The following is a 14,648-nucleotide window of genomic DNA, read 5'->3' as shown; positions in this document are numbered from 1 at the left end:
CCTTCGCATTATCGCGTCCTCGCGATTAGCCGTCATTCACAACAATCTCGACGCGGCGATGGAGGCGGCCAATATCACCGGCAGTGAAGGCACGTTGAACCGCCAGGCCAAATCCGCCGCGCGGTCGGCCTTCGAGAGCACCAAGCAGCGCTTCTTCGGCCACCTGCTGACCTCGATGAAGACGCCGACGCTGATCCGCTCGATCGATGCAGATCTGGCGGCGGGCCATGCCGCCGTGATCCAGATCGTCTCCACCGGCGAGGCGCTGATGGAACGGCGGCTGGCGGAGATTCCGACCCAGGAATGGAACGATATTTCCGTCGATGTCACGCCTCGGGAATATGTCGGCTCGTATTTGCTGCATTCCTTCCCGGTGCAGCTCTACGAACCATTCACCGACGGCGAGGGCAGTCTTTCGTCACGGCCGGTGTTCCGGGATGGTCAGCCGGTCGAGAGTCGCGAAGCCGTGGCCCGGCGCGACGAGATGCTCGAACAACTCGGCTCGTTGCCGCCGGTCCCGGGCGCGCTCGACCAGATCGTCCAGCGCTTCGGCACGGATGTGGTGGCGGAGGTCACGGGGCGGTCCCGGCGCATCGTGCGAAAGGGCGAAGGCGCATCGGCCCGCCTGGTCGTCGAGAACCGCGCGCCCTCCGCCAACCTTGCCGAGACTTCGGCCTTCATGGATGACCGGAAGCGCATTCTGGTCTTCTCGGATGCGGGGGGCACCGGGCGCAGCTATCACGCGGACCTTTTGGCGCGGAACCAGCGGCTGCGCGTACATTACCTGCTGGAACCGGGCTGGAAGGCCGATACCGCCATTCAGGGGTTGGGGCGCACCAACCGAACCAATCAGGCGCAGCCGCCACTCTTCCGGCCGATCGCCACGGATGTGAAGGCCGAGAAGCGGTTCCTGAGCACCATCGCTCGCCGTCTGGACACCTTGGGCGCAATCACCCGCGGTCAGCGCCAGACCGGCGGTCAGGGCCTGTTCCGGCCAGAGGACAATCTGGAATCCGCCTATGCCCGCGATGCGCTGCGCCAGCTCTATCTGCTGATCGTGCGCGGCAAGGTCGAGGGCTGCTCGCTCGAACGGTTTGAAACGGCCACCGGCCTGAAGCTGATGGACTCGAACGGCATCAAGGACGATCTGCCGCCGATCACCACTTTCCTAAACCGTCTTCTGGCCCTCACCATCGAGTTGCAGGGCATCCTGTTCTCGGCCTTCGAGCAGCTTCTGCAGGCCCGGATCGACGGGGCGGTTGCATCGGGCACCTATGACATGGGGCTGGAGACGCTGCGCGCAGAGAGTTTCGTCGTCACCAACCGGCAGGTGATCCACACCCATCCGGGCACCGGGGCGGAAACCCGGCTCCTGACCCTGACAGCGCGCAAACGCAATCAGCCGATCTCGCTCGATGCAGCCCTGGCGGAACTGGATGATCCCCGCGCAAGATTGCTCATCAACGAGCGATCCTGTCGCGCCGCGGTGCAGATCCCGACAACCAGCGTGATGCTGGATGACGGCGAGATCGAGCGCCGTGTCCGCCTGATCCGGCCGATGGAAGCGGTGAGCTTCCCCGTGCGGGCGATGGAAGAGACCCATTGGCTCCAGGTTGACAGGGCCGACTTCGCCACGACCTGGAGGGCGGAACTGGCAGAGGTGCCGGAGTTCACCGACAGCATTCTGCATATGGTGACCGGGCTCCTGCTGCCGATCTGGAAGCGTCTGCCGCAGGAGTCGTCCCGGGTCTACCGGCTTCAGACCGATGAGGGCGAACGCATCATTGGACGCCGGGTTTCGGCCGCATGGGCAGCGAATGCCGCCACCAGTGGGGTTATGACCAGCATCACGCCCGATGAGGCCTATGCTGCGCTGATCGAGGGCCTAACGGTCTTCGATCTCGCCGAAGGGCTGCAACTGCGCCGGTCCCGCGTCATGGCCGCGAGCCGGATCGAACTCACCGGCTTCACCGATACCATGCGCGATCGGCTGCGAACCTATGGTCTCTTCAGCGAGATCATCTCCTGGAAGCTGCGTTTCTTCGTGCCGGTGGACGCATCGGGGCCGGCGATCATCGGCAAACTGCTCGACCGTTTCCCGATCGAGCGCATTTCCGAGCGGGAGGCCGCGTGATGGCACGTCTCAACGCTTCCGCACTGGCGCAGCGTCTCGGCCGAGAGGCCGAGGCGGTGTGCCGCTACTATCTCTCGAACGGGGTCAAGCAGGGCAATTACTGGCAGGTCGGGGATGTACGAAACACACCCGGCCGTTCAATGTTCGTCCGCCTGACCGGGCCAGAGGCTGGTAGAGGTGCGGCTGGAAAATGGACCGATGCCCAGAGCGGCGAGCATGGCGATCTGCTCGACGTGATCGGTGAAAGCCTTGGCCTCGTCGACTTCGCTGATATTGCCGAAGAAGCGCGCCGCTTCCTCAGCCTGCCGCATCCCGAACCGGAGCCAAAGTCCCGCAGGGCCCAAACACCGCCAGTACCATCGGGATCGTCCGAAGCCGCCCGTCGTCTCTGGCGTATGACGCAACCGCTCACCGGCAGTCTCGCAGAGGCATATTTTCGGATACGCGGCATTACGGATTTACGTGGAACCGCGAATCTGCGGTTTCATCCGAACTGCTATTGGCGCCCCGAGGGCGATGGTCCCACCGAAACCTGGCCCGCCATGATCGCCGCCGTCACTGACCTCGACGGCAGGATCACTGGTGCGCATCGCACCTGGATTCAACGTGACGGCTCCGGGAAAGCGCCGGTCTATCCGCCGAGAAAGGCGATGGGAGACCTGCTAGGAAACGCCGTCCGGTTTGGCGGGGCGCAGGATGTCATGGCGGCAGGCGAGGGGATCGAGACCATCCTCTCGCTGCGGCAGGTATTGCCGATCATGCCGATGGTCTCCGCACTCTCGGCCGGACATCTCGCTGCTATCCTGTTCCCGCCGCATCTGCGCAGGCTCTATATCGTCCGCGACAACGATCCGGCAGGTGACGTCGCGCGGGACAGCCTGGTGGACCGGGCCATCGGGGCCGGGATCGAGGCAATCACGCTTTCGCCCATGCTGGGAGATTTCAACGACGATCTCGTCAGCTTCGGCCTGGAGGCGCTTCGGGCGCAGATCCGGGTGCAGATCGCCCCCGAGGACGTCAGCCGTTTCATGCCGCGCGCACCATAGCCAGAGAGGGCCGTGATCGGGGATAACCGATCCCGCCATGGGCAAGGGGTTGCGGCACCTCGGCAAGGGGACCGCGCCTTGGCCTTCTTGAGAGGGCGAGCGGCCCACAAACGCTCCGGCCCGGCAATGGCGGCGCCCGACTGATTTCCGTCGGCGGGGAAACCACCCCACGCGACATGTCGCGTGTGGACCCCGGTCCGCCCGCCTTTACAGCGCGAAACAAATCAGCCGGGCTTTGCCATCAAGGCCCTCGCAAAGAGCTCGGGCTGCCAGACCGGAGCGCCCGTGGGCTTGTCGTCGCCATGAAGGCCGCGACGGTCGCGGTCCAGCCGAAGGACACATCCCATGTATGCCCATGACGAATTCGAACCTGATCACAGCACGTCTCCCACCGGCCATGTCATCGAAGCGCTCGAACTCTATGGCTACCGTCCCGCCGAGGGCGAGGCCGATCCCCGGATCACACCCGAGGACACCGCCATCCAGGGCGCGGTTGCCGACATCTTCGACGCCCTGATCTCCACCATGGCCGACACCAGCCTCGATTTTGACCTCGACGAGCTCCTGTGGTCCACCGTCAACACCTTCCACCGCGCCGTCGAGAGGATCGAACGCAAACTCGATGATAACGAGCAGGCCCAGAAGCGCCTTCAGCGCGAACAGGACGGAAGCGAGGTGAAATCCGTCCAATTGGAGACCCTGATCGGCATCGGCCAGAACCTGATCGAGCGCCGCGACAGCATGGAGACTTTCCGCGACACTGCCGCCGACCTCTATCTGCGCAGCACAGGCACGCCCTGGTCACCGCGCTCCGGATCACGGGTCAACCATCGCCAGATGACCTCGGCCATGATCGACAGCCGTGACTTCATCGCCACAAAGCGTCGGGCTGACAATGAGGTGCTTTTGCCCACCGGGCCGAAGATTGCCTTCTCGGGCGGGGACACCACCGATCACCGGCTGATCTGGGACAGGCTCGATCAGGTCCATGCCAAACACCCCGACATGGTGCTCCTGCACGGTGGATCGCCGAAAGGTGCCGAACGCATCGCGGCCACCTGGGCCGACAATCGCAAGGTGCCGCAGGTCGCCTTCAAACCGGACTGGGCGAAACACGCCAAGGCTGCACCGTTCAAGCGCAACGATCGCATGCTCGACACGATGCCGATCGGGGTCATCGTCTTCCCCGGTACCGGCATTCAGGAAAACCTCGCCGACAAGGCCCGCAAGATGGGTATCCCGGTCTACCGGCTCGCGGAGGGCAGCGCGTGAGCGCTGCACTTAAACGAAAGGGCCGCGTAGCTTACTGCATCCGTTAAGGTGGGCGTATTTCGTTGAAAAACTCGTGCTTGATTGAAGGCCCCTCGGCTGATTCAATTCCCGCAAAGGGTGGGAGGATCGGAGATGATGGGACCGCGGCAAGAGGCGCAGCCGGCGCTGTTCTACGAGTTCTCGCTCGAGGATCATGTCCCGCAGAACCACCTGTTGCGCTCCATCGACCGGTTCGTCGACCTCTCCGAGATCCGTGCCTACCTTGCCGATTTCTACAGCCACACGGGCCGCCCCTCCGTCGACCCCGAGCTCCTCATCCGGATGCTGCTGGTGGGATATTGCTTCGGCATCCGGTCGGAGCGGCGGTTCTGCGAGGAAGTGCATCTGAACCTGGCGTATCGATGGTTTTGCCGCTTGGATCTCAGCGATCGCGTCCCTGATCACTCGACTTTTTCCAAGAACCGACACGGCCGTTTTCGGGACAGCGAACTGCTGCGGCACTTGTTCGAGACGACCGTCGCGCGATGCATCGAAGAGGGTTTGGTCAGTGGACAGCGCATGGCGGTGGATGCCAGTCTGATCGAGGCTGATGCCAACAAGCAGAACTCGACCCCGAAGGAAGACTGGGACCCGGCGCAGGTCGATCCCGCTGATGCCCCGCGGGCAGTTCGCGAGTATCTCGACACCCTTGATGAGGCGGCCTTTGGCGCAGCCAGTGAGGTCCAGCCCAAGTTCACGTCCCATTCCGATCCGGCGAGCCAATGGACGGCAGCCCGCAAGGGACCGGCATTCTTCAGCTATTCCGACAACTACCTGATCGATACGGACCACGGCGTCATCGTGGACGTGGAAGCCACCAGGTCCATCCGGCAGGCTGAGGTCGGTTCGACCAAGACCATGCTGGAGCGCGTGAAGGCCAGGTTCGACCTTCAGCCCGAGCGCCTGATCGCGGACACAGCCTATGGCACAGCACCGATGCTGGCCTGGTTGGTCGACCGCAAGATCGCCCCACATATCCCGGTTCTCGACAAGTCTGGGCGCAATGATGGAACCTGGACCCGCGCCGACTTCGACTGGGATGCGGAGAACAACCAGTACATCTGCCCCGAGGGGCACGAACTGAGGCAATTCCGTCGGAATTATTCCGATCCGAACCGCGGGCCAACCGGCAAGGGCGTCGCCAAATACCGCTGCCTGAAGCACACCTGCCAGGCCTGCCCCTCGAAGGCGCGCTGCTGTCCGAACACGGAATTCCGGTCGATCACCCGCGAGGAACATGAAGACGCCCGGCAGGTCGCCCGGGACATCGCCAAAACCGAGCAGTACGTGATCTCAATGAAGCTGCGAAAGAAGGTCGAGATGCTCTTCGCCCACCTCAAACGGATCCTTGGCCTAAACCGCCTCCGTTTACGTGGACCATGCGGCGCAAATGACGAATTCCTCCTCGCAGCAACCGCCCAGAACCTCCGTAAAATGGCAAAGATCCTTCCTGCACCGCAGCAGCCGAAAAATGCCTGATAGGGAAGGCACTTGCGCCCTCCTCAGTGGTCGTTTTTCTGCGCTGGCGAACGGGTGTTTTTCCACGGAATCGGCGGGGAGCAGTCGTTCGCTGCGGTCTGTGCGAACTGCGGTGACGGGGGAGCAAACGCATTGGGTGCCCTGACGGCGATCAGACAAACATGATATCAGTTTGGCCCGCAGCCTGCGTCTCGGAGACCGGCGGGATATTCCCTTTCTCGATCAGGAAGCGCCGACTTCCGCGATCGTGTCCGCTTCCAACGCGCGCCGCATGTAGCGGCCGGGAGGCTCACCGACGTGGCGGCTGAAGGCCGTGCTGAACGTGCTCGCCGATCCATAGCCGATCCGATCCGCGATGTCGGCAAGCGACAACGCTCCTTCCCGCAGCAGCGACTTGGCGACGGCCATGCGCCAGGCCAGAAGATAGTCCATCGGCGTCATGCCGACGGTCCTCAGGAACCTGTCGAAAAAGGCGGAGCGCGACATTCCGACCTCCCGCGCAAGGCGGTTTGCGGTCCAGTTCCGCTTAAGATCGCCGTGCATCAGACGCAACGCCGTCACAACGCGGTCATCCGACAGCCCTCGCAACAGGCTTGGCCCGGACGTAGTACCGGGCACTGATCGCAGACCCTCGATCAACAGAATTTCAACCAGCCGCTCCAGGATCAACTCCCGCCCGACGTCGTCTCGGCCGGCCTCGTCGCCGACCAGATGCACAAGCTGCGTCAACCGCGCGGTTCCGCGGATGTGAATGACCTGCGGTAGCAGCTTCACGAGCAGGTCAGCGTCCGGGGAAGCAAAGGAGAAGTAGCCGCCGAACTGACGCATATCGGCGGGTACGCCTTTCCTGCCGTGGCGCACCTCCTGCCCGGACGGATGCAGGTCCCCGGGGGTGGCCCGGCGTCCGGTCGCGTCGGGCGACGACATGGTGAAGGCTGGGGTCGCGGGCAGAAGAACGAAATCGCCTTCCTCCAGCAGGATCGGCGCTTCCCCCTCCACTGCGAGCAGGCAACGTCCAAGCGTCACCGCGCAGAAGCCGGGATGGCGCATGGGCGGGTAGCGGACGGCCCATTCCCCCGCTCCGGAAATCCCTTTTGAGAATACGGCCTTCGGCCGCAAGAGGCGGATGATCTGCTCAAGAGGATCGGCCATTCTGGACCTTCGCAAACTAAAATTGGACTTTGAGTCGATGATTGTCCGGATTCTGTCCGCTATCTCAGTCTCGTCAATACAAAACACAGGAGACTGACATGAAGACCGTCCTCATCACCGGCTGCTCCTCGGGCTACGGGCTTGCAACAGCGCGCCACTTCCATGCCAAAGGCTGGACCGTCATCGCCACCATGCGTTCACCCCGCGAAGGGCTGTTCGCGCCATCCGATCGGCTCCGGATTCTCTCGCTGGATGTGACCGACCCCGATAGTATCCGGGCAGCGATCGAGGCCGCCGGTCCGATTGATGCCTTGGTCAACAACGCCGGAATCGGGGTCGTGGGGGCCTTCGAGGCAACGCCGATGGCGCATGTCCGAAAAGTGTTCGAGACGAATACGTTCGGCACAATGGCCATGGTTCAGGCGGCAATCCCGGGGATGCGGTCACGCGGATCGGGCGTGATTGTGAACGTCACCTCCAGCGTGACATTGGCCCCGATGCCCCTCGCTGCGGCCTATACGGCAAGCAAGCAGGCCATCGAGGGATTTTCCGGATCGCTCGCACACGAACTCGGAGCTTTCGGCGTCCGCGCCAAGCTGGTTGAGCCCGGCTACGCCCCGACCACGCGTTTCGCCGAGAACACCGACATCGATGTCGCGGATTTGATTCCTGAAGCCTATGCCGACTTCGCGGCGCCGATCTTCGCGGACTTCGCGACACCGGCCCTGACCACTTCGGAAAGCGATGTCGCCGAAGCGGTCTGGCTTGCGGCTCAGGACAAGACGGACCGCTTGCGCTTTCCGGCCGGCCCCGACGCGGTGGCCTTGGCGCAGGCAAGTTGACGCGAGCTGCGCCGTTACTTCATGGACAAACGGTGAAAGCCGTCATTCGCAGGGCAACCGGCGAATGACGGCTCTGGGCCGCTCGAGCCAGCGCAAGACGTCGCTGCGTGGGAATCGTCGCCGCGCCGCCGCAGGTCGGCTTCGAGCCCATTAAGGACCTCGCAATCTAAATGCGGATGATGCTCAGATCTCCTGACGCAAAAGGTCGAGGAAAAGCGTAACGGCCGGAGGCGGATGGCGTCGGCTCGAGTAGTAGGCGTGATAGCCGGGGAACCGTGGCGACCAGTTTCCGAGAGTCTCGACAAGCTGGCCGTCCTGGAGAAACGGAGCTGCCAGATCCTCCAGCATGTAGGCCAGTCCCATCCCCGCACAGGCCGCCGCGACAAGCGCGTCGCCATCGTTGACGATGATCGGCGATGTGATCTTCACCGTCTCGGTGCGGCCATCCTTTTCGAAGGTCCAGGGTGACAGGATGCCGCCCGCGTTCCGGAAACCGATGCAGCGATGCCGGGCCAGATCGCGCGGCCTATCCGGAGCTACGCAGGCGTCAAGATACCCGGGCGCGCCGACGACGACAGAGCGAAGCGATAGCCCAATGGGGACAGAAATCATGTCGAGTTCCAGATTGTCGCGCATCCGAATCCCGACATCGAACCGCTCTTTGACAATATCGACGTATCGGTCTTCGACGCTCAGCTCACCCTCGATATAAGGATGCGCGGCAAGCAACTTGGAGAAGGCCGGCCATACGAGCGTATCCGCCGCGTGTTTGCCGCAGGTCACCCTGAGTTGCCCGCCCGGCTCCTCGCGCAGCCGTTCGAGATCCGCGAGCTTTGCATTAAGCTCCGCGACGTTCGGGGCAAGGGTGGCCAGCAGTTGCTCGCCCGCTGCGGTCGGGGTCAGGCTACGCGTGGAGCGTGACAACAACCTTATTCCCAGTTCCGCTTCAAGCCGCTTCACCGTTTGGCTGACGGCAGACTGGGTCACCCCGAGGCTATGCGCCGCCGCGGTGAAACTTTGCGTCTCTGCCACGCGGCTGAAGGTGATCAGGTCGGAGAATCTGCGAGGGTCCATTCATTAGTTGAGATACTGATCGCGACAATTTTCAAGCCTCTAATCGGCAAACACGAAGATCCCCTAATATGAGAGGCGACAAACGAAAGGACTGACAGGATGACTGACAAGGTGTGGTTCATCACCGGCGCCGCCAAGGGGCTGGGGTATCTCATCGCGCGGGATGCATTACGCGCAGGCGACAAGGTCGTGGCGACCAGCCGGACCGTCGACGGGCTGGCCGACCGTCTCGCCGTGTCCAACGACAGGTTGCTCGTCTTGCCCCTCGACGTGACAGATGCGGATGCCGTCGCGAAGGCCCATGTCTCGGCCATCAATGCCTTTGGACAGATCGACGTACTGGTAAACAATGCCGGTCGCGCGCAACTTGGCTTTTTCGAGACGATCCGCGACGACGAAGTGCGCCGGCAGTTCGAGATCAACGTCTTCGGGGCGATGAACGTGGCCCGCGCCGTGCTGCCGACGATGCGCAGCCGGCGTTCTGGTCTGGTGGTTACGATCTCGTCGGTAAATGGCCTGGTCGCCAACCCGGGTGGATCGATCTACTCGGCCTCCAAGTTTGCCCTCGAGGGCTGGATGGAGGGCCTTTCCGAGGAGGTCGCGCCACTCGGCATTCGATCCCTGATCATCGATCCGGGCATGATGCGTACGAACTTCCTGGACCCCTCCACCGCGCGACAGGGGGACCTGGAGATCGAAGACTATGCCGAGGCGGCTTCCGCATTCCGCGGCTTCATTTCCCAGGCAAACGGCGCGCAGGACAATGACCCTGAAGAGCTTGCCGCGCTGATCTTCAAGGAAGCATCGTCTGATGAGCCCGCCCGGCGGCTGCTGTTCGGCGCGGACGCCCATGAATGGGCAGACACCAAATGCCGCCAATTGGCCGATGAAATCGACGCTTCGAACGCGCGCACTTGATCTGACATTAGGGTAGCCTAGTCCGCGTTGCGGTCATCTGGGCGTTGAAAATGCTGCGCGATGCGCGAATGTCCGGTTCAGTGAAGCCGCTCTGCAGCGATGATCCGACGGGCGGAGGGCAGCTAAGGGCCGCTCGCGCCAGCGCAGGACGTCGCTGCGTGGGAATCGTCGCCGCGCTGCCGCAGGTCGGCTTCGCGCCCTATCCCGTGAGCGCCTGACACTGCCGGCGCCCCCATGAAGCGGGACCCGATCAGGGCTGAACTGCCATCCCAATCGTCAGGATGCCGGTATGGGGGCGGTGCGCGGATCGGCATGAGGCCCGCGTCGCGGCTCGTGGTTGTGCGGTGGGAATGGCGGATCGTTCGAACGGCACATCGCATCTGGGATCGCGGGCAGCACGTCGGGCGGGGCGCCTGGAGAGTGATGCGCATGGCCTGTCGCGGGTGAGCCAATCCGCCGGTGAAAAGCCGGTCAGGCTGGCGGGCATCCGCGATCGCCATCGTCTCCGTTCTGACCCGAGCCATGTCCGCTCCAAACGGCCCTTTCAATGGCCTGATCTGGCCGAAGACCGGTTGTGCCACGACCGGCTTGGCGCAACAGCGCCGCCATTACTTTCTTCCCCTGGGCTGCGCCCATTCCGCGCGAAACAAGAAAGTTCTGCCTTTGCTGTCCGGCCCCCGGCACGCCGGGGGTGCGCCGTCGGTCGTCTCCGGCCTGTCGATCGCCATCGGGCCGCAATGGTGCGGACCCGGAAACGGAAAACGGAGACTTAAAATGGCTACCATCGGCACCTTCAAGAAGACCGGCAACGAATTCACCGGCGAAATCGTCACCCTCAGCGTCCAGGTCCAGGGCGTGCGCATCGTTCCCGACACCCGCGCCACCGGCGAGAACGCCCCCAGCCACCGCGTCCTGGTTGGCCGCGCCGAGATCGGCGCCGCCTGGTCCAAGCGCTCGGGCGAGGGTCGCGACTATCTGGGCCTCAAACTCGACGATCCGAGCTTTACCGCCCCGATCTACGCCAACCTCTTCGACGACGAGGACGGCGAGAGCTACGCGCTGATCTGGTCCCGCCCCAACGGTCGCCGCGGTGAATAACGCCGTCGCGAGGCCCCGGTCGAAAGGCCGGGGCCTCACTCAGCAATCTGAAGGCCGAAACGGGTCATGACGTTGGCCTTGTGCCGACTGATAGGCCAAGTTGTTCGGCGGGACGCTCTTACACTTTGTGTCTGGTGTTCGTACGGGCGGCAAAGTTCATAAGGCGTTTGAACTTCGGGCACTCCATATGTGTTTCGGCCGGGCAATCCGCTACATGATGCAGGGCGTCGCGCAACCGCGAGAGGTCGCGGATCTGCTGGTCGAGCGCATCGGCGCGCAGGTGCAACTCGGCGCGCGGCAATCGAGGTGAGCCGTCTTTGGCGAACATCCCCTTGATATCCTCCAGCGAGAATCCGGCCATTTTCCCCAATGAGATCAGCGCAAGTTGCGTGGCAGTCTGCGCATCGAACTGCCGCCGCAACCCATGCCGCCCGACCGATTGGATCAGGCCGATTTCCTCGTAATAGCGCAGCGTCGAGGGCGAGACGCCGCTCTTCTCCGACAGGACCCCGATATCGACCCGTTTCACGCTTGACCTCAAGTTGACTTGAAGTGGCAGGGTAGCCTCCGCCAATCGTCAACGCAAGAGATCCGACCATGACCCATACGAACGAGGCGCGTGCGCCGCTTCCGATCCTGGTAGCCCTCGCAGCTGCCTCGCTGACCGCTTCACTTGGGATCAGCGTCGCCTCGGTGCTGCTGCCGACACTGACCCGACGCTTCGATGTCACCGTCTCGGAAGCCCAATGGGTCGTGCTGGCCTATCTCATGGCGGTGACGGTCACCATCGTCTCGGTCGGGCGGCTTGGCGATCTGTTCGGCCATCGCCGGGTCATGATCGCCGGTCTGATCGTCTTCATGGCCGCGTCGGTCCTCTGCGCGACCGCGCCGAACCTCTCGCTGCTGATCCTCGGGCGGGCTCTTCAGGGGGTGGGCGGGGCGATCCTGATCGCGCTCACGATGTCGATCGCGCGCGATCTCGTGCCTTCCAGGCAACTCGGCAAGGCCATGGGACTTCTGGGAACGACCTCGGCTACCGGAACCGCGCTCGGGCCTTCGCTCGGCGGGCTCGTGCTCGCCTGGAGCGACTGGCGGACGGCTTTTTGGCTCCTCGCCGGGGTCGCCGGGCTGACTCTGGTTCTCGCTGTTCTCGCCATCCGGCGTGACGGCCTGCCGGCCCGGGCGTCGTTCCTGTCGCTGGACCTGCCGGGGACCGCCCTGCTGATTGTCGCGCTGGGGGCCTACTCCCTCGTCACGAGCGGCGGCGCCACAGGCGTCCCTGTCTCGCAGGCCGTACTCGTGGTGGTGGCACTGGCCGCGACGGCGTGCTTCGTGATGGTAGAAGCCCGCGTGAGCACGCCGCTTGTGCCAATGGCTGCCCTCATGGACAGGAAGACAGGGGCAGGGGTTGCCATGAACATCCTGGTTGGCACCGTCATGATGGCGACGCTGGTCGTCGGCCCGTTCTTCCTGACGTTCTCCCTTGGCCTGGGAGATGCCGTGGTTGGTATAGTCCTGTCCGTCGGGCCGGTTGTCGCGGCATTCTCCGGGGTGCCCTCGGGGTGGCTGACCGACCGTTTCGGCGCGCGGCGCGTGATGCTTGCGGGGCTGGTGCAGACCATGTTCGGGCTGCTCTGCCTTGCCTTTCTGCCGCGCCAGTTCGGCGTCGACGGATATATCGCGGCGCTGATCGTGTTGACCCCGGCCTTTCAGATGTTCCTGGCCGCCAACAACACCGCGGTTATGTCGGGTGCCTCGAAGGAGCAGCGGGGGCGGCTTTCGGGCCTGCTCGGCCTGTCACGCAATCTTGGCCTGATGACAGGCGCCTCCGCGATGTCGACCCTGTTCGTCGCCGTCATGGGGACGGGCGACGCGGCGGAGGCGCCGGTCGCGGATGTCTCCCGTGCCTTCTCGATGACCTTCTCCGCCGCCGCTGCCCTGGCCCTGATCGCCCTGTGCCTGGCGCTATGGAGCCACTCCGGGCGGCCGCGAGCGGCGGCGGACCCAGCGTGAAGAGCAAACGGAACGCGCCCATCTTGCGACCTTGGTGTGTGCCGTTGGACGCCGTAGGAGAGAACGGGTTCAGGGAGGGTCCTCATCTCGGACCCGCCCCGCCGTCAAAGCCGAGCTTCGGCCACCAGCGCGCGAGTGCGCTCCAGCGTCGACAGAAGGGCAGCTTTGTAGCCTTGGTCGCTGTCGAACTGCGCCTGCTCAGCCTGTTCGTCGGGGCCGTTCGGCACGGCGTCGCGCAGGCCGAGATAGCAGTAGAACCGCAGATGCAGTGCGCCCGTGTCGTCGGTGACGATCTCGTTGACGATGGCGCCTTCGCGCGGGCCGGTGGCCTGGAAGAAGGTGACCATGCGACGGGGCTCCAGGACGATGATCTCGCGCAGATCCTTGCCACCGATGGTGGCGTCGCGAACGAAATGCGTGGCGCTTTCCTCGGTCACGTCGCAGCGGGTGCAAAGTCCTGCGGGCAGGAATTCGCGGGCGTCACGCGCTTTCAGTTCCAGCCCCGCCCAGACCTGGTCGAGGGTGAGCTTTGCCTTGCCTTCGGGGTTCACGGGCACGGTGGCGGTCGAATAGATCATGAGGTTGGTCCTTTCGTGTGGGTAGGGGCACAGGGCCCGCAATGGTGGAGGAGGGGGCACGTGGTCCCCGCTTGGGAAAATCCGGATCAGCCTGCGATCTGGGCGGCGTAGTCGCGGTAGCTGCGCAGCGGGCGCCCAAGCAGTGTTTCCAGCTGCGCGACATCGCCGTCCTCGGGCACCATGCCATCGGACACGAAGCGTTCGGCCATCAGCCGCATGTCGAGCGCCATCCACGAGGGCATGACCTGCCGCAAGGTCTGTTCCAGCCCGGCGGTGTCGTCGCCCGGATAGGCGATGGGGCGGCCCAGAACTTCCGACCAAATCGCCGCCGTTTCGGCGCCGGTGATCGTGTCGGGGCCGACCAGGTTGAGCCGGGCCGTCGGTAGCGGTGCCGGGGCCTCTTCACGCCGGATCAACTCGATGGCCGCGATTTCGCCGATATCGCGGGCGTCGATCATCGCGAGGCCTTTGTCGCCGAGCGGCATCGGATAGATGCCATAGCTGGCGATGGCGTCCTTGATGGTGACCTCGTTGTCCATGAAGTAAGCGGGGCGCAGGATTGTGGCATGCATCTCCATTTCTTCGATCATCCGCTCGACCCCGTACTTGCCGGCGAAATGCGGCACATTCACGTAGAGGTCGCTGTGAATGACCGAGAGGTAAACGATCCGCTCGATCCCGGCCTCGCGGGCGACCGCCAGGGCAACGAGGGCCTGGGTGAACTCGTCTGCGACAACGCCGTTCAGCAGGAAGAGGGTGGACACGCCGGAGAAGGCGGTGCGCAGGGAGTCGACGTCGAGAAAATCGCCCTTGGCGATGTCGACGCTGGCGGGAAAGTCGGCCTTGGCCGGATCGCGGACGAGGGCGCGGACATCGGCGCCGCGCTGGACGAGGTGATCGACGACATTGCGACCGACATTTCCGGTGGCGCCGGTTACGAGAATGGTCATGGGAAGCTCCTGTTTCTTTGGTTGTGTGGTTCGTCGTTTAAACAAGACGGAAT

At 63.9% G+C, this 14,648-nt stretch carries 13 protein-coding genes; 8 read left to right on the top strand and 5 right to left on the bottom strand.

Features of this window, described 5'->3' with window-relative positions; translation table 11 throughout:
- The 4 genes from ATO3_RS26750 to ATO3_RS26735 all read left to right on the top strand — a co-directional run.
- Positions 1-2,134: strawberry notch C-terminal domain-containing protein (locus ATO3_RS26750; protein WP_198963358.1), on the top strand; the 2,134-nt coding region annotated here is incomplete at its 5' end.
- The gene (locus tag ATO3_RS26745; RefSeq protein WP_021120480.1) at positions 2,134-3,180 is read left to right on the top strand and encodes a DUF7146 domain-containing protein; all 1,047 of its coding nucleotides are present in this window, start codon (positions 2,134-2,136) and stop codon (positions 3,178-3,180) included. The genes ATO3_RS26750 and ATO3_RS26745, both read left to right, overlap by 1 nt.
- Positions 3,181-3,525: 345 nt before the next feature.
- Positions 3,526-4,452, top strand: a complete 927-nt coding sequence (locus ATO3_RS26740; protein WP_020042532.1) for a DUF2493 domain-containing protein — start codon at positions 3,526-3,528, stop codon at positions 4,450-4,452.
- 132 nt (positions 4,453-4,584) lie between these two features.
- Positions 4,585-5,970 (top strand): transposase, encoded by a 1,386-nt coding sequence (locus ATO3_RS26735; RefSeq protein ID WP_088652848.1) that lies wholly within the window; start codon positions 4,585-4,587, stop codon positions 5,968-5,970.
- 222 nt (positions 5,971-6,192) lie between these two features.
- Here the strand turns inward: ATO3_RS26735 and ATO3_RS26730 are convergent, their stop codons facing one another.
- Positions 6,193-7,122 (bottom strand): AraC family transcriptional regulator, encoded by a 930-nt coding sequence (locus tag ATO3_RS26730; protein WP_021120482.1) that lies wholly within the window; start codon positions 7,120-7,122, stop codon positions 6,193-6,195.
- Between the two features lie 98 nt (positions 7,123-7,220).
- On the opposite strand from ATO3_RS26730, the gene ATO3_RS26725 reads away from it, so the two are divergent.
- The gene (locus ATO3_RS26725) at positions 7,221-7,964 is read left to right on the top strand and encodes an SDR family oxidoreductase (protein WP_020042534.1); all 744 of its coding nucleotides are present in this window, start codon (positions 7,221-7,223) and stop codon (positions 7,962-7,964) included.
- 183 nt (positions 7,965-8,147) lie between these two features.
- Here ATO3_RS26725 and ATO3_RS26720 read toward each other — a convergent pair whose 3' ends face one another.
- A complete protein-coding gene (locus ATO3_RS26720) occupies positions 8,148-9,038 on the bottom strand; it encodes a LysR family transcriptional regulator (protein WP_020042535.1) in 891 nt (296 codons plus the stop codon).
- Between the two features lie 99 nt (positions 9,039-9,137).
- Here ATO3_RS26720 and ATO3_RS26715 point away from each other — a divergent pair, with 99 nt between their 5' ends.
- Positions 9,138-9,956 carry an SDR family NAD(P)-dependent oxidoreductase gene (locus ATO3_RS26715; protein ID WP_088652847.1) on the top strand — a complete coding sequence of 273 codons (819 nt, stop codon included), beginning with the start codon at positions 9,138-9,140 and terminating at the stop codon, positions 9,954-9,956.
- 774 nt (positions 9,957-10,730) lie between these two features.
- Positions 10,731-11,054 carry a DUF736 domain-containing protein gene (locus ATO3_RS26705; protein WP_009573768.1) on the top strand — a complete coding sequence of 108 codons (324 nt, stop codon included), beginning with the start codon at positions 10,731-10,733 and terminating at the stop codon, positions 11,052-11,054.
- Between the two features lie 118 nt (positions 11,055-11,172).
- Here the strand turns inward: ATO3_RS26705 and ATO3_RS26700 are convergent, their stop codons facing one another.
- A complete protein-coding gene (locus tag ATO3_RS26700) occupies positions 11,173-11,583 on the bottom strand; it encodes a helix-turn-helix domain-containing protein (protein WP_021120483.1) in 411 nt (136 codons plus the stop codon).
- A gap of 68 nt (positions 11,584-11,651) precedes the next feature.
- On the opposite strand from ATO3_RS26700, the gene ATO3_RS26695 reads away from it, so the two are divergent.
- A complete protein-coding gene (locus ATO3_RS26695) occupies positions 11,652-13,067 on the top strand; it encodes an MFS transporter (RefSeq protein WP_088652846.1) in 1,416 nt (471 codons plus the stop codon).
- Positions 13,068-13,171: 104 nt separating this feature from the next.
- Here ATO3_RS26695 and ATO3_RS26690 read toward each other — a convergent pair whose 3' ends face one another.
- The gene (locus ATO3_RS26690; RefSeq protein ID WP_020042539.1) at positions 13,172-13,645 is read right to left on the bottom strand and encodes an AtaL-like protein; all 474 of its coding nucleotides are present in this window, start codon (positions 13,643-13,645) and stop codon (positions 13,172-13,174) included.
- 86 nt (positions 13,646-13,731) lie between these two features.
- Positions 13,732-14,595: an NmrA/HSCARG family protein gene (locus ATO3_RS26685; RefSeq protein ID WP_020042540.1), complete on the bottom strand. Its 864-nt coding sequence runs from the start codon at positions 14,593-14,595 to the stop codon at positions 13,732-13,734.
- Between the last annotated feature and the right edge of the window lie 53 nt (positions 14,596-14,648).

Source organism: Marinibacterium profundimaris (assembly GCF_002210095.1).
Taxonomy (GTDB): Bacteria; Pseudomonadota; Alphaproteobacteria; order Rhodobacterales; family Rhodobacteraceae; genus Marinibacterium; species Marinibacterium profundimaris.
The sequence above is the reverse complement of the archived record's forward strand: the minus strand, read 5'-3'. Positions and strand labels throughout refer to the sequence as shown.

Coding starts and splice junctions, on each gene's coding strand:
- ATO3_RS26745 (WP_021120480.1), top strand. CDS start 2,134: ATGGCACGTCTCAACGCTTCCGCACTGGCGCAGCGTCTCGGCCGAGAG.
- ATO3_RS26740 (WP_020042532.1), top strand. CDS start 3,526: ATGTATGCCCATGACGAATTCGAACCTGATCACAGCACGTCTCCCACC.
- ATO3_RS26735 (WP_088652848.1), top strand. CDS start 4,585: ATGATGGGACCGCGGCAAGAGGCGCAGCCGGCGCTGTTCTACGAGTTC.
- ATO3_RS26730 (WP_021120482.1), bottom strand. CDS start 7,122: ATGGCCGATCCTCTTGAGCAGATCATCCGCCTCTTGCGGCCGAAGGCC.
- ATO3_RS26725 (WP_020042534.1), top strand. CDS start 7,221: ATGAAGACCGTCCTCATCACCGGCTGCTCCTCGGGCTACGGGCTTGCA.
- ATO3_RS26720 (WP_020042535.1), bottom strand. CDS start 9,038: ATGGACCCTCGCAGATTCTCCGACCTGATCACCTTCAGCCGCGTGGCA.
- ATO3_RS26715 (WP_088652847.1), top strand. CDS start 9,138: ATGACTGACAAGGTGTGGTTCATCACCGGCGCCGCCAAGGGGCTGGGG.
- ATO3_RS26705 (WP_009573768.1), top strand. CDS start 10,731: ATGGCTACCATCGGCACCTTCAAGAAGACCGGCAACGAATTCACCGGC.
- ATO3_RS26695 (WP_088652846.1), top strand. CDS start 11,652: ATGACCCATACGAACGAGGCGCGTGCGCCGCTTCCGATCCTGGTAGCC.
- ATO3_RS26690 (WP_020042539.1), bottom strand. CDS start 13,645: ATGATCTATTCGACCGCCACCGTGCCCGTGAACCCCGAAGGCAAGGCA.
- ATO3_RS26685 (WP_020042540.1), bottom strand. CDS start 14,595: ATGACCATTCTCGTAACCGGCGCCACCGGAAATGTCGGTCGCAATGTC.